We start from the raw sequence: 16420 nt of genomic DNA, 5'->3' as shown, positions 1-16420 counted from the left end.
CGGGTCAGTCGGTTTCGGTTTTGATCCGGACGGTCTGACGCAGATCGCCCGTATTGCGGTCGTAGATCAGGATCCGGTCGTCCCCCGTCACCACAGCGTACCAGCCGGACCCGACCGTGAAAGCCGTGGCCGTCGTGCCATCGGGCAAGGTGATCGCATCGGGCAGGGCCGTGTCGTTCGACGGGAAGCGCGTCACGAACAGCGCGATCAGGATCACCATGCCCGCGATCATCACCGCCGTCAGCCCCGTGACAAGCCTTCGCAGGAAGCGTAAGGAGGCGATCTCCACCCCCGGACCGGCGTGGTCCCCGGCGTCCCATGCGGCATCGGGGGTGTCTGCCGGGGGCGTTTCCTGCGCACCCGTTCCCTGCAACTGTCCGTCCTTGTCCCCCATGAGCGCCCGTTCCATTCATTTCGCCATTGCGGCCGATCCACCGTCCCGTCTCGATAAGGCCCTGGCGCGCGATGTGCCAGAGCAGGCCGCGCTGTCTCGCACGCGCCTGGCCCGCCTGATCGCCGACGGCTCTGTCCGCGTGGATGGTGCCGTGGCTGGCGACCCGAAGGCAAGGGTGGAAGAGGGCGCACTGGTCGAGATCACGGTGGAAGAAGCCGAAGTTTCCCACATCGGCCCGGAACCAATCCCGATCTCGGTGGTTTATGAAGACAACGACCTGATCGTCGTCGACAAGCCCGCAGGCATGGTGGTCCACCCTGCGCCCGGCACCCCGTCGGGCACGCTGGTGAACGCGCTGCTGGCCCATTGCGGCGATGATCTTTCCGGAGTCGGCGGCGTGAAGCGCCCCGGCATCGTGCACCGGATCGACAAGGACACGAGCGGCCTCCTGGTCGTGGCCAAGTCGGATGCGGCGCATCACGGGCTCGCGGCGCAATTCGCGGCCCATACCGCCGACCGGGCCTACGGTGCCGTCTGCTACGGCGCACCCGATCCCGGCGATCCCCGGCTGCGCGGCGTGGCAGGGGTAGGGTTCGAACCCGGCGGGACGATCCGGATCGCGACCGAGCTGGGTCGTCACCGCACGGATCGGCAGCGCCAGACGGTGCTGAAGTCCGGCGGGCGGCGCGCGGTGACGCGGGTCGTGGTGGAAGAACAGTTCGGGTCTCCGGCCGCCGCGGCCCTGGTGACCTGCCGGCTTGAGACGGGCCGCACGCACCAGATCCGCGTGCACATGGCCCATGCCGGGCACGGGCTGATCGGCGACCCGCTCTACGGAGGGGCGCGGCGGGCCAGTCGCCTGAAACTGGGCGACAGGGCCGCCGAAGCGATCGGTGCCTTTTCGCGGCAGGCGCTGCATGCCGGGCTGCTGGGATTCGAACACCCGGTGACCGGTGAATTGTTAACGTTCCGGTCACCCTTGCCGCAGGACATGGTTGACCTGTTGGACGCGCTGCGCCAGCCTTGACATGAACCGCACATGCGCGTGAGCGCACAGGCTCCGGCCTTTCTGCGAAATCGGAAAGCGGACATACTGCTGGCCCAGGTCTTGCAGTGGCTCAAAAGCGCCCTAAATCATATGTTAAGTCCTGTTACATTCGGAGGGACATACCCCAGATGGCCAATTATGCCAACCTGCCGGCGCCGACCCCTGAAGGGGGGCTGAACCGGTATCTTCAGGAAATCCGGAAGTTCCCGCTGCTGGAACCGGAGCAAGAATACATGCTGGCCAAGCGCTGGGTCGAGGAGCAGGACACGGAGGCGGCCCACCAGATGGTCACCTCGCACCTCCGGCTCGCGGCCAAGATCGCCATGGGCTACCGCGGCTACGGCCTGCCGCAGGCCGAAGTCATTTCCGAAGCGAATGTGGGCCTGATGCAGGCGGTCAAGCGTTTCGATCCCGAAAAAGGTTTCCGCCTTGCGACCTACGCGATGTGGTGGATCCGCGCCTCGATCCAGGAATACATCCTGCGGTCCTGGAGCCTGGTGAAGCTCGGCACGACCTCGGCGCAGAAGAAGCTGTTCTTCAATCTGCGCAAGGCCAAGGCCCGCATCGGCGCGCTGGAAGAAGGCGATCTGCACCCGGACAACGTCAAACGGATCGCGACCGATCTGGGCGTGACCGAAACGGAAGTGATCTCGATGAACCGCCGGATGTCGGGCGGCGATGCCTCGTTGAACGCGACGGTGGGCACCGAAGGCGAAAGTGCCATGCAGTGGCAGGACTGGCTGGAGGATGAAGACGCCGACCAGGCCAGCGATTACGAGGCGAAGGACGAGTTGACCGCCCGCCGCGAGATGCTGGCCCAGGCGCTCGAGGTGTTGAACGACCGCGAGAAGGATATCCTGACCCAGCGCCGCCTGGCCGATCAGCCGGTCACGCTCGAAGAACTGTCGGGCCAATACGACGTGAGCCGCGAGCGCATCCGCCAGATCGAGGTCCGCGCCTTCGAAAAGCTGCAGAAGAAGATGCGCGACCTGGCCGGCGAAAAAGGCATGCTCGCCAGCGCGTAACCGTTCCCAAGCGGCGCGCGCATTCGATGCTCCCCATTGACGGCTCCGCCGTCAATGGGGCCGTGGCCGCTCCTATTGGAACGGCCCGCTTCGTATCGGGCGTCGAATCTGAGTTTTTCTTCTCTTTCCAAATACCTCCGGGGGAGTCGCGCCAAGGGCGCGGCGGGGGCAGAGCCCCCGACCAACGATGAAGCGTCAGCCCACGTGGGCTATTACTTCTCCATCGCCTCCAGCTCGTCGATCATGCCCGAGATCATGCCGAGGCCCTTGTCCCAGAACGCCGGGTCCGAGGCATCGAGCCCGAAGGGGGCCAGCAACTCCTTGTGGCGCTTCGATCCGCCGGCTTTCAACATTTCGAAGTACTTCTCCTGGAAGCCCGCATCGCCTTCCTCGTAGACCGAGTAGAGCGCGTTCACGAGCCCGTCGCCGAACGCATAGGCGTAGACGTAGAAGGGCGAATGCACGAAGTGGGGGATATAGGCCCAGAAGGTCTCGTACCCGTCCATGAAATCGAAGGCGGGGCCCAGGCTTTCGCCCTGAACGCTCATCCAGAGCGCGTTGATGTCCTCGGGGGTCAGCTCTCCGCCGCGGCGGGCGTCGTGCAGTTTGCATTCGAAATCGTAGAAGGCGATCTGGCGGACGACCGTGTTGATCATGTCCTCGACCTTGCCGGCCAGCATCACCTTGCGCTGTTCGGGTGTCTTGGCGCCGGACAGGAGCTTGCGGAAGGTCAGCATCTCGCCGAAGACCGAGGCCGTTTCGGCCAGCGTCAGGGGGGTGGAGGACAGCAGTTCACCCTGTTCCGCCGCCAGAACCTGGTGGACGCCGTGGCCCAGCTCATGCGCCAGCGTCATCACGTCCCGCGGTTTGCCCAGGTAGTTCAGCAGCACGTAAGGGTGCACGTCCATCACCGTGGGATGGGCGAAGGCACCGGGCGCCTTGCCGGGCTTCACGCCGGCGTCGATCCAGCCCTTGGTGAAGAACGGCTGTGCGATCTCGGCCATCTTCGGGTCGAAATCGCCATAGGCCTCCATCACCGTTTTCTCGGCCTCGTCCCAGCGGATCGTGCGGGGATCTTCCATCGGCAGCGGCGCGTTGCGGTCCCAGACCTGCATCCGGTCCAGCCCCAGCCAGCCGCGCTTCAGCTCGTAATAGCGGTGCGACAGCTTGGGGTAGGCCTTGACCACCGCCTCGCGCAACGCCTCGACCACCTCGGGTTCGACCTGGTTCGACAGGTGACGGCCCGTTTGCGCCGTGGGCATCTTGCGCCAGCGGTCGACGATTTCCTTTTCCTTGGCCTGCGTGTTGTGGATGCGGGCGAAGGTTTTGACGTTCTCACCGAAGACCTGCGCCAGTTCATGCGCCGCCGCCTCGCGCTTTTCGCGGTCCGGGTCGTTCAGGAAATTCAGCGTCCCTTCGATGCCGTAGGTCTCGCCGTCGATCTCGAAGGAGAGGCCGGCGATGGTTTCATCGAACAGCTTCTCCCACGCGTCGCCCACCACGCCCAGATCATGGAGGAATTTCTCCATCTCGTCGGAGAGCTGGTAGGGGCGCAACGCGCGGATGTTGTCGAAGATGGGCCGGTAGCGGGCGAGGTCGTCATTGGCGGCCAAGAGGGCGTTCAGACTGTCCTCGTCGATGCGGTTCAGTTCGAGGTTGAAGAAGACAAGCGGCGTGGTGAAGTTCGTGATCTTCTCCTGCAGGTCCGACAGGAACTTGGCGCGGCCTGCGTCAGTGGTGTGCTGGTAGTAGCGCAGCCCGGCAAAGGACATGATCCGCCCGGCGATGCGGCTGATGTCTTCCTGCCGCTGGATGCAGGCCAGCAGCGCGTCGGCGTCGAGGCCTGCCAGCTTGCCTTCGTAATCGGCCGCGAAATCGTCGCAGGCCTTTTCCAGCCAGTCCAGATCGCGCTTCAGCTCTGGCGCGTCTTCGCCGCTGTAGAGATCGGTCAAATCCCATTCCGGCAGATCGCCAAGGTTCTTGGCGCCGGCGCTGGCATTGGCATCGTGAAGCGGTGTCGGGAGCATGGGAAACCTCGGGCTTGTTCGTTTCCCATGATCTAGGCCCCGTGGCGTGCGATCACAAGGAAGGGCTGGGTGAAAGCCTCAGCCGTATTGCGCCAGAAGGGCCTGCAGTTCGCCCAGCGTTCCGGCTTCGGACGGGGGCTTGTCATGCCGCCAACGCGCCATGCGGGGGAAGCGCAACGCAATCCCTGACTTGTGGCGGGGGCTGGCCTGAATGCCTTCGAACGCGATTTCGAACACGTGGACGGGCGTGACTTGCCGCACGGGGCCAAAACGTTGCTGCGTGTTTTTGCGGACCCAGGCGGTGATCTGGCCGAATTCCTCGTCCGTCAGGCCGGAATAGGCCTTGGTGAAGGGCACCAGCGCCTCGCCGTCCCACACCGCGAAGGTGAAATCGGTGAACAGGTTCGCCCGCCGGCCGTGCCCGGCCTGCGCGTAGATCATCACCGCGTCGATGGAGAGCGGGTCGAGCTTCCATTTCCACCAGTCGCCGCGCTTGCGCCCCGTGGCGTAGGGGCTGGACATGCGTTTCAGCATCAGCCCTTCAGCGCGCTTGTCGCGGGCGGTGAGGCGGTGTTGGGCGAGCGTGCCCCAATCCGCGAACGGGATCCGCGGCGACAGGCGCAGGGGGGCGTCGTCGGGCAGGTTGACGATGAGCGCTTCCAGCCGCGCGCGGCGGTCCGCGAAGGGGAGCGCGCGAATGTCCTCTCCGCCATCCTCCAGCAGGTCGTAGGCGTAGAGCATCGCTGGCGCCTCGGTCAGCAGCTTCTTCGGCACGGTCTTGCGGCCGATGCGCTTTTGCAGGGCGGCGAAGGGCATGGGGGCGTCAACGTCCCAGGCCAGAACTTCTCCGTCGATCACGGTGCCGTCGGGCAGGAAATCCGGCGCGCGGGCGAATTCGGGGAAACGGTCGGTCATCAACTCCTCGCCGCGGGACCACAGGTGGTGCTGGCGGTGGCGGATGATCAGCTGCCCACGGATGCCGTCCCACTTCCATTCGGCGTGCCAGTCATCGGGGGCCCCGAGGGTCTCAGGTTCGCTGTCGAGACCGTAGGCCAGGCAGAACGGGTAGGGGCGGGCGCCTTCCGCTTCCGGATCGTTGGCGTGGATCAGCCGGTCCCATGTCATGGTGGCGGGCGTCCAGTCGCCCATCAGACGCAGCGCGATGTCGGCCTCGTCCCGTTCCGTCGCGCGGGCCAGCGCGCGGGTCATCAGCTTGCGCGAGATGCCGATGCGGAAGCCGCCGGTGATCAGCTTGTTGAAAAGGAAGCGTTCGGTCTTGCCCAGCGAGGACCATGCGGTTTCGACGGCTGCGCGACGTTCCTCCTCGGGCCGGCCGGGCAGGGTGGACAGGCGGGTGAGCCAATCTGTCAACGTGCCGGTGTCGGGCTCGGTCGTGGCCTCGGGCAGGATCAGGGCCAGCGTTTCGGCCAGGTCGCCGACCACGGCATAGCTGTCCTCGACCAGCCAGTCGGGGAGCTCCGCGATCTCTCCGGCCCAGCGGCGGAGTTCCGTCGTGGTGGCCGCGCGCTTCGGGCGACGGCCGGAGAAGAGCGCGACGGTCCACAACCGGTCGGGCTCGGGCGCGGTGGCGAAATAGTCGGCCAGCGCCGCGACCTTGGGGTTGGTGCGGGTGGTGCCGTCGATGGCGGTGAAGAGGGCGGCGAACGATTTCATGCGTCCTCCTCCTCCTCCTCGCCGCCGAATTCGGTGGGGACGGGGGCGGCGTCATAGCCTTGATCGGTCAGCCAGCGGGAGAAACTGTCGGTGTAGCCATGGGTGACGAACACGCGTTCCGCGCCGGTATCGCGGATGGCGCTGTTCAGCCCGTCCCAGTCGGCATGATCCGAGATCACGAACCCCTTGTCCGCCGCCCTTCGCCTGCGGATGCCGCGCAGCTGCATCCAGCCGCTGGCGAAGGCGGTCGTGGTCGTCCCGAACCGTCCCATCCACGTGGAGCCGAGCGCCGAGGGCGGCGCCAGAACCAGCGCGCCGGGATGGTCCTTGATCTTCATCTCCGGCGTGACGTGAGTCGTGGCGGGCAGGGGCAGGCCCTGAACGCGCATGACCTGCGTGGTGGTCTCGACCGCGCCGTGGGTGAGGATCGGGCCGATGTTGGAGTCAAGCAGAGTGAGGAGGCGCTGCGCCTTGCCAAAGGAATAGGCACCGAGGACGGGTGTCTGGCCAGCCTCCTGCGCGGCCTGCCACCAAGCGTTGATCTCGGACGCCAGATCGGCGTCGGGCCGCCAACGGAAGACGGGCAGGCCGAAGGTGCTTTCGGTAATGAACGCGTGGCAGCGAACCGGTTCGAACGGGGTCGAAAGACCGTCGGGCGCGGTCTTGTAGTCGCCCGAGGCGCACCAGACCTCGCCCTCCACTTCGACACGGATCTGGGCGGAGCCGGGGACGTGGCCCGCCGGGTGGAAGGAGACCGTGGCGTCGCCGATGGTCCGGGTTTCGCCATAGCGCACGGTGTTAAGCGTGATGTCCCCCAGCCGGTGGCGCAGGACGGGCGCGGCAATGTCGGTCGCCAGGTAGCGGTTATGGCCCGGGCGGGCGTGATCGGCATGCGCATGTGTGATCAGCGCCCGGTCGACCGGGCGCCAGGGGTCGATGTAGAAATCGCCCGCCGGGCAGTAGATGCCGCGTTCGGTGAAGATGAGAACCGGTGACATGGCTTTGGAGCATAGGGCGGGTTTCGCGGGGGGAAAGGGGGGCCTGGGGAAAGGGGGGCCGGGGAAAGAGGCTCGGGTCTCACCACGAAGATGACCTGCGCCATCTTCACGAAACCGACATCGCTTGTGCTGCCTGAGCCATCCCACCCCACCCGTCAAGGGCAAGCCGCGCGGAGCGCGCGGGCCTCCGGCCCCTTGACGGGCAAGGTGCGACGGCTCCGGGACGGCAGCGCGACGGCGGCTCCGCGAAGATGGCTTGAGATCGTGTGGAGAGGGGACAGGGCGCGGGCGGCGCCCGCTCTCAGGAAATGTGGGAGGTGAAGAAGGCGTCGATCTGGGCCGTGAGGTATTCGCGGACCTTTGGAACCTCGAACAGCACCTCGTGCTGGGCGCCATCGACGAGTTCGAAGCGGGCGCCGGGCCATCTCGCGGCGCGGGCGCGCTGGCGGGGGATGTCGGCGATGCGTTCGTTTTCACCGACGAAGGTCAGGCACGGCACGTCGGGGGCCGGTTTGGGATCGAGCGCCTCGATCTCTGCCAGCGCCTCGCCCAGCCAGTTGATGGAGGGGCCGCCGAGCGAGAGGTCGTGATGCGCTTCGAGCTGCATCTTCATGTGCGCGAACATCGCCGGATCGTTCGTCAGCGTGTTGCCCTCAAAAGGTTCGGTGAGAACCAGGTTGTCCTTGGGTGTCGACGGCGCGCGCATCCCGCCGAGGCCGACTTTCGGCAGCACCGTTGTGAGCACATTGGCCAAAGCACGCAGCGGACCGGGCATGGCGATGCCCCACATCGGACCGGTGAAGACCGCGGCGGCGGGTTTGAACCCTTCCATCAGCGCGCGCAGGCCGATCGATCCGCCCATGGAATGGCCCAGCAGCACCCAGGGGCGCGGTAGGTCCAGCTCGGCGGCGGCGTCCAGCACCGCGGCCACGTCCTTCTGGTAGTCGGGGAACCGGCCCACATCGCCGATCAGGCGGTTCGACTGGAACCGGTCGGCCAGACCCTGGCCGCGCCAGTCTACGGCGACCACGGCATAGCCGCGCGCGACGTATTCCTTGGCGACGATGCCGTACTTTTCAACGTGCTCTGTCCGCCCCGGAAAAATCAGCAGCGTCGCCTTGGCATCCGCTTCGGTACGCCAGACGCCGAACCGGATCCGCACGTCATCGGACGCGGTCAGCCAGTAGGCGGCACCACCCGGAGGCCCGCCGGCCACGTCTTCGTAATACGGGGCCGGCTGCATGCGCGTCAGCCCAGCATCGACGAGAGCGACATCGCGGCGCCCATGTCGCCGTCGATCTTGATCTTGCCGGTCATGAAGGCCGCGGTCGGGTTCAGATCGCCCTGGAACAGCGCCATCAGCGTTTCGGCATCGGCGGTGATCGTCACGTCGGCTTCTTCGTCGCCCACGCGCACGCCCTGATCGTCCAGCATCACCGCGCCGTCGTCGGGGACGTTGAACTTCACCGACTTGCTCATCTTTTCGTCACCGACCTTGGCTTTCAGTTCGGCTGCCAGTTTTTCGATAAATTCGCTCATGTTCCGCCCTCACAATCCGGTTGATCGACCATTGCGCCACTGGCAATTGCCGCGCGCTCCGCTAGACTAGTCTGCGTTATGCGTCACCTGAACCACAATCTCAAAGCTGTCGTGACGGCAAGTCTGGCATTCCTGCCATTGCAAGTCCCGACAACCATACTTGCCCAGTCGCTGGACGAGATTCCCGAGACGTCGGCGCCTCTGCTGGACCAGCGCGGCCCTGACCTGACCGAGGAATCCGCCCTGCTGGACGCCCTGCGCGAGGCCACGCCGGCGGAGGCCGAGCATCTTGACCGCCAGTTGCGGGCGCTTTGGGAGAAAAGCGGTTCGCCGGCGATGGATCTGCTGCTGCGACGCGGCCGTGATGCACTGGAGGAAGGCGATTACGACGTCGCGATCGAGCACCTGACCGCGCTGACCGACCATGCCCCGGACTTCGCCGAAGGCTGGCAGGTGCGGGCTGCGGCCTATTATCGCGCAGAGCTGTTCGGCCCCGCCCTGGCCGATCTGGAACGCGCGCTGGCGCTGAACCCCAACCATTATCACGCGATGCTGGGCCTTGGGGCGATCCTCGAAACGGTGGGGCTCGATCAGCTCGCGTTCGAGGCCTATTCGCAGGCCATCTCTATACATCCCCATCACGAGGACGTATCGAGTGCGCTCGACCGCCTGCGCCGGTCCGTCGAAGGCACGGACCTGTAACGCCACCCGGTAACCAAGGGGCGAGAGATGACTGCGTCATCGCGGGTCGTGGCCGTTCTGGGCCCGACCAACACGGGCAAGACGCATTACGCGCTCGAGCGTATGCTGGCCCACCGGACCGGAATCATCGGTCTTCCTCTCAGGCTTTTGGCGCGCGAGGTCTATGACAAGATCGTTGCCGCCCGCGGCCCGTCCGTCGTGGCGCTGGTCACGGGAGAGGAGCGAATCGTGCCGCCCCGGACCCAGTATTGGGTCTGCACGGTCGAAGCGATGCCCGAGGGCATGGGCTGCGATTTCTTGGCGGTGGACGAAATCCAGCTTTGCGCCGATCCAGAACGTGGCCATGTCTTTACCGACCGGCTGCTGAGGTCGCGCGGCCTGCACGAGACGCTGTTCCTGGGCTCGGACAATATGCGTGGGCCGATCGTTTCGCTGATTCCTGAGGTGATTATCCAGCGCCGCGAACGCATGTCGCAGCTGGTGCATGCCGGATCGAAGAAGATATCCCGCATGCCCGCGCGCTCGGCCATCGTCGGGTTTTCGGTCGACAGCGTCTATGCCACCGCGGAACTGATCCGGCGTCAGAAGGGCGGGGCGGCCGTCGTGATGGGCGCGCTCAGCCCGCGCACGCGGAACGCACAGGTGGAGCTCTACCAGAACGGGGATGTCGATTACCTGGTGGCGACGGATGCCATCGGGATGGGGCTGAACCTGGATATCAAGCATGTCGCGTTCTCCAGCCTGGCGAAGTTCGACGGGCGGCGGATGCGTGAACTGATGCCCAACGAGCTGGCGCAGATTGCCGGCCGGGCCGGGCGTGGCCAGCGCAACGGGACGTTCGGGACGACAGGCGAGGCCGGCGAAATTTCCGACGAGGTCGCACTGGCGATCATGGAGCACCGGTTCGCGCCTCTGAAACGGCTGGTCTGGCGCAGTTCGGACCTGCGGTTCGGGTCGATTGATTCGCTGATACGATCCCTTGAGGCCCCGCCGGACAACGACGTCCTGGTCCGGGCCCGCGAAGCCGATGACCTTGCCGCGCTGAAAGGGCTTGGCCAGATCGCCACCGTCGCGGCCCGCGCAACCAATGCGGGCGCGGTGCGGATGCTGTGGGACGTGTGCCGAATCCCCGACTTCCGCGGGATCAGCCAATCCGAACATGCCGGCATGCTGGAAACGATTTTCGGGCATCTGCACGACCGCGGAACGGTGCCCGACGACTGGCTGGCCGACCAGATCCGGCGCATCGACCGGACCGACGGCGATATCGACACGTTGTCCAAGCGGCTGGCATTTATCCGCACATGGACCTATGTCGCTCAGCGAAAAGGTTGGGTTCAGGACGAAATGCATTGGCGCGGTGAAACCCGCGCGGTAGAAGACAGGCTATCGGACGCCTTGCATCAGAGGCTGACCCAAAGATTTGTGGACCGGCGCACATCCGTGTTGCTGCGCCGGCTCAAGCAGAAGGAGGCCCTCTTGGCCGAAGTAAACGACACCGGTGAGGTGACTGTCGAGGGGGAATTCGTCGGTCGTCTGGAAGGGTTCCGCTTCTCGCCCGACAAGGGCGCCCAGGGACCCGAGGCGAAGACCCTCAAGCAGGCCGCCGTGCAAGCGCTGGCGCCGCAGTTCCATCTGCGCGCCGATCGCTTCTACAATGCGCCCGATACCGAAATCGACTTTACCGAACAAGGCGGGCTCATGTGGGGCTCGGACGCGGTCGGCAAGCTCGTCGCCGGGTCGGAGCCGTTGCGCCCGCAGGTTGAGGTCTTCGTCGACGATGTGGCGGGGCCGGACGTGGCACAGAAGGTGCAGCGCAGGCTTCAGCATTTCATCGACCGCAAGGTCGCGACGCTCTTCGAACCGCTGATCGCGATGCAGAAGGACGAGACGCTGAACGGTCTCGCCCGTGGCTTCGCGTTCCGGCTGGTGGAAAATTTCGGCATCCTGCCGCGTCAGTCCGTGATGCAGGAGGTGAAGGACCTGGACCAGGAGGCCCGCGGCGCGTTGCGCAAGCATGGCGTCCGGTTCGGCCAGTTCACGGTCTTCGTGCCGCTGATCCTGAAACCGGCGCCCACGCGGTTGCGGCTCCTCCTGTGGTCGCTCAGCCAGGGGCTGGACCAGTTCCCCGACGCGCCGCCGCCGGGGCTGGTCACGATCCCCGTGCAATCGGGCAGCCCCGAAGGCTATGACACGATGTGCGGCTATCGGTCGGCCGGGGAACGGGCGATCCGGATCGACATGCTGGAACGCCTTGCGGACATGCTGCGCGCCGAAGACAGCCGTGGCGGGTTCGAAGCCAAGGCCGACATGTTGTCGATCACCGGCATGACGCTGGAACAGTTCGCCGACCTGATGCAGGGGCTGGGCTACAAGGCCGAACGGGGCGAACGCGAAAAGGTGCGCGCGCCCGCGGCCCAGGCACCGCTGACCGAAGCGATCTCGGAGGAAACTCCGGATTCGGCGATTGCGGAGGCGCCGGAAGGCGCCGTGGCGGCGTCGGACGACGACATGCCGGTGGAAGATCCGGCGGATGCCGCGGTCGAGCCCGGGCAGGAGCCTTTGCTCGCCGGGTCGGAAGAGGCCCCCGAAGAAGCGGCCGTACGCACGCCCGAGGACAGCCCCGTAGGCCCCGCCGGCATCCCGGGAGAGGACGCGCCGGAAGCCATGGCCGTGTCGGCCACGGAGGCGGCGGAAGACGCGCCCGAAGCGGTGGCGACGGATGTCGATGCCGATGCCGTAGTGCCCGAATCCGATGTGGTCGAACCCGATGCCATCGCGGACCCGGCCGCCGCGGCAGCGGATGCCGAGCCCGAGATCGAGGTCTTCTACACCTTCACCTGGGGCCGCAACCGTCAAACCAACCAGCGTGGCCGTGGTGGCAATCGCGGACGCCGGGACGACGGACAGCAGGCAGGCGGCGAGAAGCCCGAAGGCGGCGACCGTCGCGAACGCGGGCCGCGGCGCAATGCGGGCGGCGACAAGGGTCGCGACGGCGGCAAGCCCCGTCGGGACGGCAAGCCGCCCCGAGGCAAGGGCGGTCCGGACCGGCGCGGCAAGGACAACGACCGCAACAAGCCCAAGACCTATTCGGCCAAGCCTCCGAAGCAGGAAAAGAAGATCGATCCCGACAATCCTTTCGCAGCCGCGCTGATGGGGCTGAAGGACAACAAGTAGCCGATGGCTGCTGACGTGACCGAAGCAACGGGCGGGCCGGGAACGGCGCGCCCGAAGCTGCGTCTGGACAAGTGGCTGTGGCACGCGCGGTTCTTCAAGACCCGGACGCTGGCCGCCAGGCAGGTGGGCGAGGGGCACGTGCGCGTGAACGGCGACAGGGTGACAAAGCCTGCCCAGAACGTCTCCCCGGGCGACGTTCTGACCTTCGCCCAGGGAAAGGCCGTTCGGGTAGTGCGCGTCGAAGCCTTGGGCACTCGCCGCGGTCCGGCCCCCGAGGCGCAAACATTGTACCACGATCTGACCGAGAAGCGGGAGACCGGCCCGGAGAATCCGCGATACGAGGGAAAGGGTCGGCCTACGAAGCGCGACCGCAGGGCACTCGATCTTTCCCGACGCGATGGGCCGGAATGAAACTTGAATGCCGGGCGCGGCTGGATTAGGTCACCCTTTGTTACGTGGATTAGAAAGCGGCTCATGACCTACATCGTCAACGACAAGTGCATCGCCTGCAAATACACCGACTGTGTTGAAGTCTGCCCCGTGGATTGTTTCTACGAGGGCGAGAACATGCTGGTGATCCACCCTGACGAATGCATCGACTGCGGCGTCTGCGAACCCGAATGTCCCGCCGACGCGATCCGGCCCGATACCGAGCCGGAGGCCGAGGCCTGGGTCGAGTTCAACCGCAAGTATTCAGAGCTGTGGCCGGTGATCATCACCAAGAAGGACGAGCTTCCCAACGCCGAGGAACGCGACGGTGAAGAGGGCAAGCTGGAGAAGTACTTCTCGGAAGCACCGGGCGAGGGCGGCTGAGTCGGCCAAAAACGGCTGTTTGGGTCATGCGACGTGGCGTTTCGGGCCGATTTGAGGCCGAAACTGCCCCGAACAGGTGCGCTATGGCGCAGAGTCGGCTTTTGGAGCCGCCATTTTTGTGATATATGCACGGGATCGAAGACGTGCCTGTTAGTCCGGCCCGATTGGCTTGGCCATTCCGAACGACCGCTGGCGCGCCCTCAGCCATAACGCCGCATCACGGAACCGGTAGACGGTCCGGGGGCGGTGTTTCTGTGGCCTGACACGTGTTGAAGCACTGGGGAAAGATCCGAATGACCAAGTCGAAGAAGCTCGAGTTCCGCCCTGACGATTACGTTGTGTACCCGGCCCATGGGGTGGGTCAAATCATTTCCATCGAAGAGCAGGAAGTAGCCGGCATCAAGCTCGAGCTGTTCGTGATTTCCTTCGAGAAAGACAAGATGACCCTGCGGGTGCCCACCAACAAGGCAACCGAGATCGGCATGCGGTCGCTGTCGTCGCCCGACGTGGTGACGAAGGCGATGACGACGCTGAAGGGCAAGGCGAGGGTGAAGCGCGCCATGTGGTCGCGCCGGGCGCAGGAATACGAGCAGAAGATCAACTCGGGCGATCTGATCTCGATCGCCGAGGTCGTGCGCGACCTGCACCGCACCGACGACCAGCGTGAACAGAGCTATTCCGAACGCCAGCTCTACGAGGCGGCACTGGAGCGTCTGACCCGCGAAGTGGCTGCCGTGAGCGGCGGTGACGAGATCGAAGCCGCGCGCCAGGTGGACGAGGTGCTGATGTCGCGCGCTGCCTGATCGGGCCGTTGCGATCTGAAATTCCGCAAACCGCGCCTTTTCGGGGGCGCGGTTTTTTCGTGCCGGTCGGTCGCGTCGCGGCCTGCGCGCGCCCGTCGACGGCCCACCCGCCCGCCCCCGCCGCCGGGCGCGCGCAGGCGTCCCGATCAGGGCAAGAGGGCCGCGAAAGTGAGAAGGGCCGCGATCTCGGCCACCTGTTGGGTGGCGCCGAGGATATCGCCGGTCTGCCCGCCTATGCGCGCCATGGCGAGGCGGGCGACGACAAGAGCCGCGAGGCCCGTGGCGAGAACCGCGGCGAAGGCTGCGGCGCCCGTTGTGGCGAATGCCAGGACCAGTGCAATGAGAAGTGCCGCGATGGCCGTCGGGGCCGCCGGGCGTCCGACGCTGCCGGCAAGGCCGCCGGGGCGGGCCGACGGCATCCTGTGCATGAGCCAGGGCAGTATCCCGCGCGAGAGGACCGCGGCGGCGATCAGCGGGCCAAGCCCCGCAGGCAGGAGCATCGCAAGCGCAGACCATCGCAGGCCAAGGCCCAGGATCATGGACAGCATGCCATAGGCGCCGACGCGGCTGTCCTTCATGATCTCGAGCCGACGTTCCGGCGTCCAGCCGCCGAAGAGGCCGTCGGCCGTGTCGGCGAGCCCGTCTTCGTGGAGGGCGCCGGTAAGGAGGACGAGAGCCGTGAGGGTCAGGCCCGCCGCGATCTGGGAAGAGAGCCCGATGGACAGGGCGAGGAGACCCAAGAGGCCCGCGAGGAGCGCCACGGCGAAGCCCACCAGCGGAAAGGCCCAGCTTGCTGCCGCCGCGCGGGCGAAGGCGCCATCGGGCAGTTTCGGCAGCGGCAGGCGGGAGAGGAGCGCGAAGGCGAGCCAGGTGTCCTGCAGGAGGCGGAGCATTCTCGGGGGCATGGCGCGGCGCTCCGGCGGCTTCGGGTGGGGCTTGTGATCGCGGTCGGGTCGGTTAAACACCGCGGGACGCACAGATGCAACGAGGCCCGGGCATGACACAGAAACTGACGGATTTGAACGCTCTGCGCACGGCCTTGGCCGCGGCGCCGGGACCTGACGAGGCCGCCCTGAACGGGGCCGCCGAGCGCAACGGCATGCTGACGAAGCCGCCGGGCGCCCTGGGGCGGCTGGAAGACCTGGCGATCTGGTTCGCAGGCTGGCAGGGCGATCCGAGGCCGCGGGTCAAGGCGCCGCAGGTGATCGTCTTTGCGGGCAATCACGGCGTGGCGGCGCGCGGCGTCTCGGCCTTTCCGGCGGATGTGACGGTGCAGATGGTCGCGAATTTCGAGGCCGGCGGCGCCGCGATCAACCAGCTGGCTACGGAGACAGGGGCCAGGATGGACGTGGTCGCGTTGGATCTGGACCGCCCGACCGGGGATTTCACCGAAACCGTCGCGATGGATGCCGAGGACGGGCTGGCCGCGTTGAATGCGGGATGGATGGCCGTGGACCCCGACACCGACCTGTTGGTCGTGGGCGAGATGGGGATCGGCAACACGACGTCGGCCGCGGCCCTTTGCCTTGCGCTTTATGGCGGGTCGGCCGGGGACTGGACGGGCCGGGGTACCGGCGTCGATGACGACCGTCTGCAGGCCAAGTGCAAGGTCGTCGAGGACGGGGTCGCGCGGCATCAGGGGGCGGGCGACGGGCTCGACTGGCTGCTGGCCCTGGGGGGGCGCGAAGTGGCGGCGATGGCCGGTGCGATCGCGGCTGCGCGGGTGCGCGGCATTCCGGTGGTGCTGGACGGGTTCATCTGTTCGGCCGCGGCGGCGTGCCTGGCCGAGGCCGTTCCCGGGGCGCTGGACCATTGCGTGGCGGGGCATGTGAGTGCCGAGGGCGCGCATGGCGCACTGCTGGAGAAGCTGGGCAAGGCGCCGCTTCTGTCGCTGGGACTGCGGCTTGGCGAAGGGTCCGGCGCGGCCCTGGCGGTACAGATCATGAAGGCGGCGGTGGCGTGCCACAGCGGGATGGCAACGTTTGCCGAGGCTGGCGTCGCGGAAGGGTAGATCCCGGTTTCCGGCCGGGCACCGCGCCCGTTTCGGCCCGCCCGCCCACCCCTGATGGATGTGCCTGCGCACATCCATCTGTCCGAAACGGGCGCCCACCGCCGGGGAAGGGCTTGGGCTCACCACGAAGAGAAATGCTCTCTTCCCGAAGCCACCATCGCTGTTCCGGCTCTTTTCGGCAGCGCGACGGCGGCTCCGCGAAGAGGGCG

The 16420-nt window shown here is 66.4% G+C and carries 15 protein-coding genes; 8 read left to right on the top strand and 7 right to left on the bottom strand.

Features of this window, described 5'->3' with window-relative positions; all coding sequences use genetic code 11:
• Positions 1-4: 4 nt before the first annotated feature.
• Entirely contained in the window at positions 5-409 is a 405-nt protein-coding gene (locus D4754_RS06830; RefSeq protein WP_338031141.1) for a DUF6476 family protein, read from the bottom strand.
• On the opposite strand from D4754_RS06830, the gene D4754_RS06825 reads away from it, so the two are divergent.
• Positions 393-1421 (top strand): RluA family pseudouridine synthase, encoded by a 1029-nt coding sequence (locus D4754_RS06825; protein WP_121062145.1) that lies wholly within the window; start codon positions 393-395, stop codon positions 1419-1421. The genes D4754_RS06830 and D4754_RS06825 overlap by 17 nt on opposite strands.
• 149 nt (positions 1422-1570) lie before the next feature.
• Positions 1571-2467: an RNA polymerase sigma factor RpoH gene (gene rpoH, locus D4754_RS06820; protein WP_121062144.1), complete on the top strand. Its 897-nt coding sequence runs from the start codon at positions 1571-1573 to the stop codon at positions 2465-2467.
• Between the two features lie 212 nt (positions 2468-2679).
• Here rpoH and D4754_RS06815 read toward each other — a convergent pair whose 3' ends face one another.
• The 5 genes from D4754_RS06815 to D4754_RS06795 all read right to left on the bottom strand — a co-directional run bounded on the left by D4754_RS06815 (position 2680) and on the right by D4754_RS06795 (position 8705).
• Complete coding sequence (locus tag D4754_RS06815) at positions 2680-4494, bottom strand: M3 family oligoendopeptidase (protein ID WP_121062143.1); 1815 nt, start codon at positions 4492-4494, stop codon at positions 2680-2682.
• A 78-nt stretch (positions 4495-4572) separates the two neighbouring features.
• Positions 4573-6168 carry an ATP-dependent DNA ligase gene (locus D4754_RS06810; protein ID WP_121062142.1) on the bottom strand — a complete coding sequence of 532 codons (1596 nt, stop codon included), beginning with the start codon at positions 6166-6168 and terminating at the stop codon, positions 4573-4575.
• Positions 6165-7166, bottom strand: a complete 1002-nt coding sequence (locus D4754_RS06805; RefSeq protein ID WP_121062141.1) for a ligase-associated DNA damage response exonuclease — start codon at positions 7164-7166, stop codon at positions 6165-6167. The genes D4754_RS06810 and D4754_RS06805 overlap by 4 nt, the downstream gene beginning before the upstream one ends.
• A gap of 301 nt (positions 7167-7467) precedes the next feature.
• A complete protein-coding gene (locus D4754_RS06800) occupies positions 7468-8409 on the bottom strand; it encodes an alpha/beta hydrolase (RefSeq protein ID WP_121062140.1) in 942 nt (313 codons plus the stop codon).
• Between the two features lie 5 nt (positions 8410-8414).
• Positions 8415-8705 (bottom strand): SCP2 sterol-binding domain-containing protein, encoded by a 291-nt coding sequence (locus tag D4754_RS06795; RefSeq protein ID WP_121062139.1) that lies wholly within the window; start codon positions 8703-8705, stop codon positions 8415-8417.
• A gap of 78 nt (positions 8706-8783) precedes the next feature.
• On the opposite strand from D4754_RS06795, the gene D4754_RS06790 reads away from it, so the two are divergent.
• The 5 genes from D4754_RS06790 (at position 8784) to D4754_RS06770 (ending at position 14200) form a co-directional block, all read left to right on the top strand.
• Positions 8784-9407 (top strand): tetratricopeptide repeat protein, encoded by a 624-nt coding sequence (locus D4754_RS06790; RefSeq protein ID WP_121062138.1) that lies wholly within the window; start codon positions 8784-8786, stop codon positions 9405-9407.
• Positions 9408-9434: 27 nt separating this feature from the next.
• Positions 9435-12584 (top strand): helicase-related protein, encoded by a 3150-nt coding sequence (locus D4754_RS06785; RefSeq protein ID WP_121062137.1) that lies wholly within the window; start codon positions 9435-9437, stop codon positions 12582-12584.
• 3 nt (positions 12585-12587) lie between these two features.
• Positions 12588-12995 (top strand): RNA-binding S4 domain-containing protein, encoded by a 408-nt coding sequence (locus tag D4754_RS06780; protein WP_121062136.1) that lies wholly within the window; start codon positions 12588-12590, stop codon positions 12993-12995.
• A 63-nt stretch (positions 12996-13058) separates the two neighbouring features.
• Complete coding sequence (gene fdxA / locus D4754_RS06775) at positions 13059-13397, top strand: ferredoxin FdxA (RefSeq protein ID WP_121062135.1); 339 nt, start codon at positions 13059-13061, stop codon at positions 13395-13397.
• A gap of 293 nt (positions 13398-13690) precedes the next feature.
• Positions 13691-14200 carry a CarD family transcriptional regulator gene (locus D4754_RS06770; RefSeq protein WP_121062134.1) on the top strand — a complete coding sequence of 170 codons (510 nt, stop codon included), beginning with the start codon at positions 13691-13693 and terminating at the stop codon, positions 14198-14200.
• A gap of 146 nt (positions 14201-14346) precedes the next feature.
• Here the strand turns inward: D4754_RS06770 and D4754_RS06765 are convergent, their stop codons facing one another.
• A complete protein-coding gene (locus tag D4754_RS06765; protein ID WP_240453777.1) occupies positions 14347-15105 on the bottom strand; it encodes an adenosylcobinamide-GDP ribazoletransferase in 759 nt (252 codons plus the stop codon).
• A gap of 92 nt (positions 15106-15197) precedes the next feature.
• Here D4754_RS06765 and cobT point away from each other — a divergent pair, with 92 nt between their 5' ends.
• Positions 15198-16211 (top strand): nicotinate-nucleotide--dimethylbenzimidazole phosphoribosyltransferase, encoded by a 1014-nt coding sequence (gene cobT / locus D4754_RS06760; protein ID WP_121062133.1) that lies wholly within the window; start codon positions 15198-15200, stop codon positions 16209-16211.
• The last annotated feature ends 209 nt before the right edge of the window (positions 16212-16420 follow it).

Origin of the sequence: Chachezhania antarctica (genome assembly GCF_003646465.1) — a bacterium.
Classification (GTDB): domain Bacteria; phylum Pseudomonadota; class Alphaproteobacteria; order Rhodobacterales; family Rhodobacteraceae; genus Chachezhania; species Chachezhania antarctica.
Note: the sequence above shows the minus strand (reverse complement) of the source record. Positions and strands in the feature narration are given on the sequence as shown.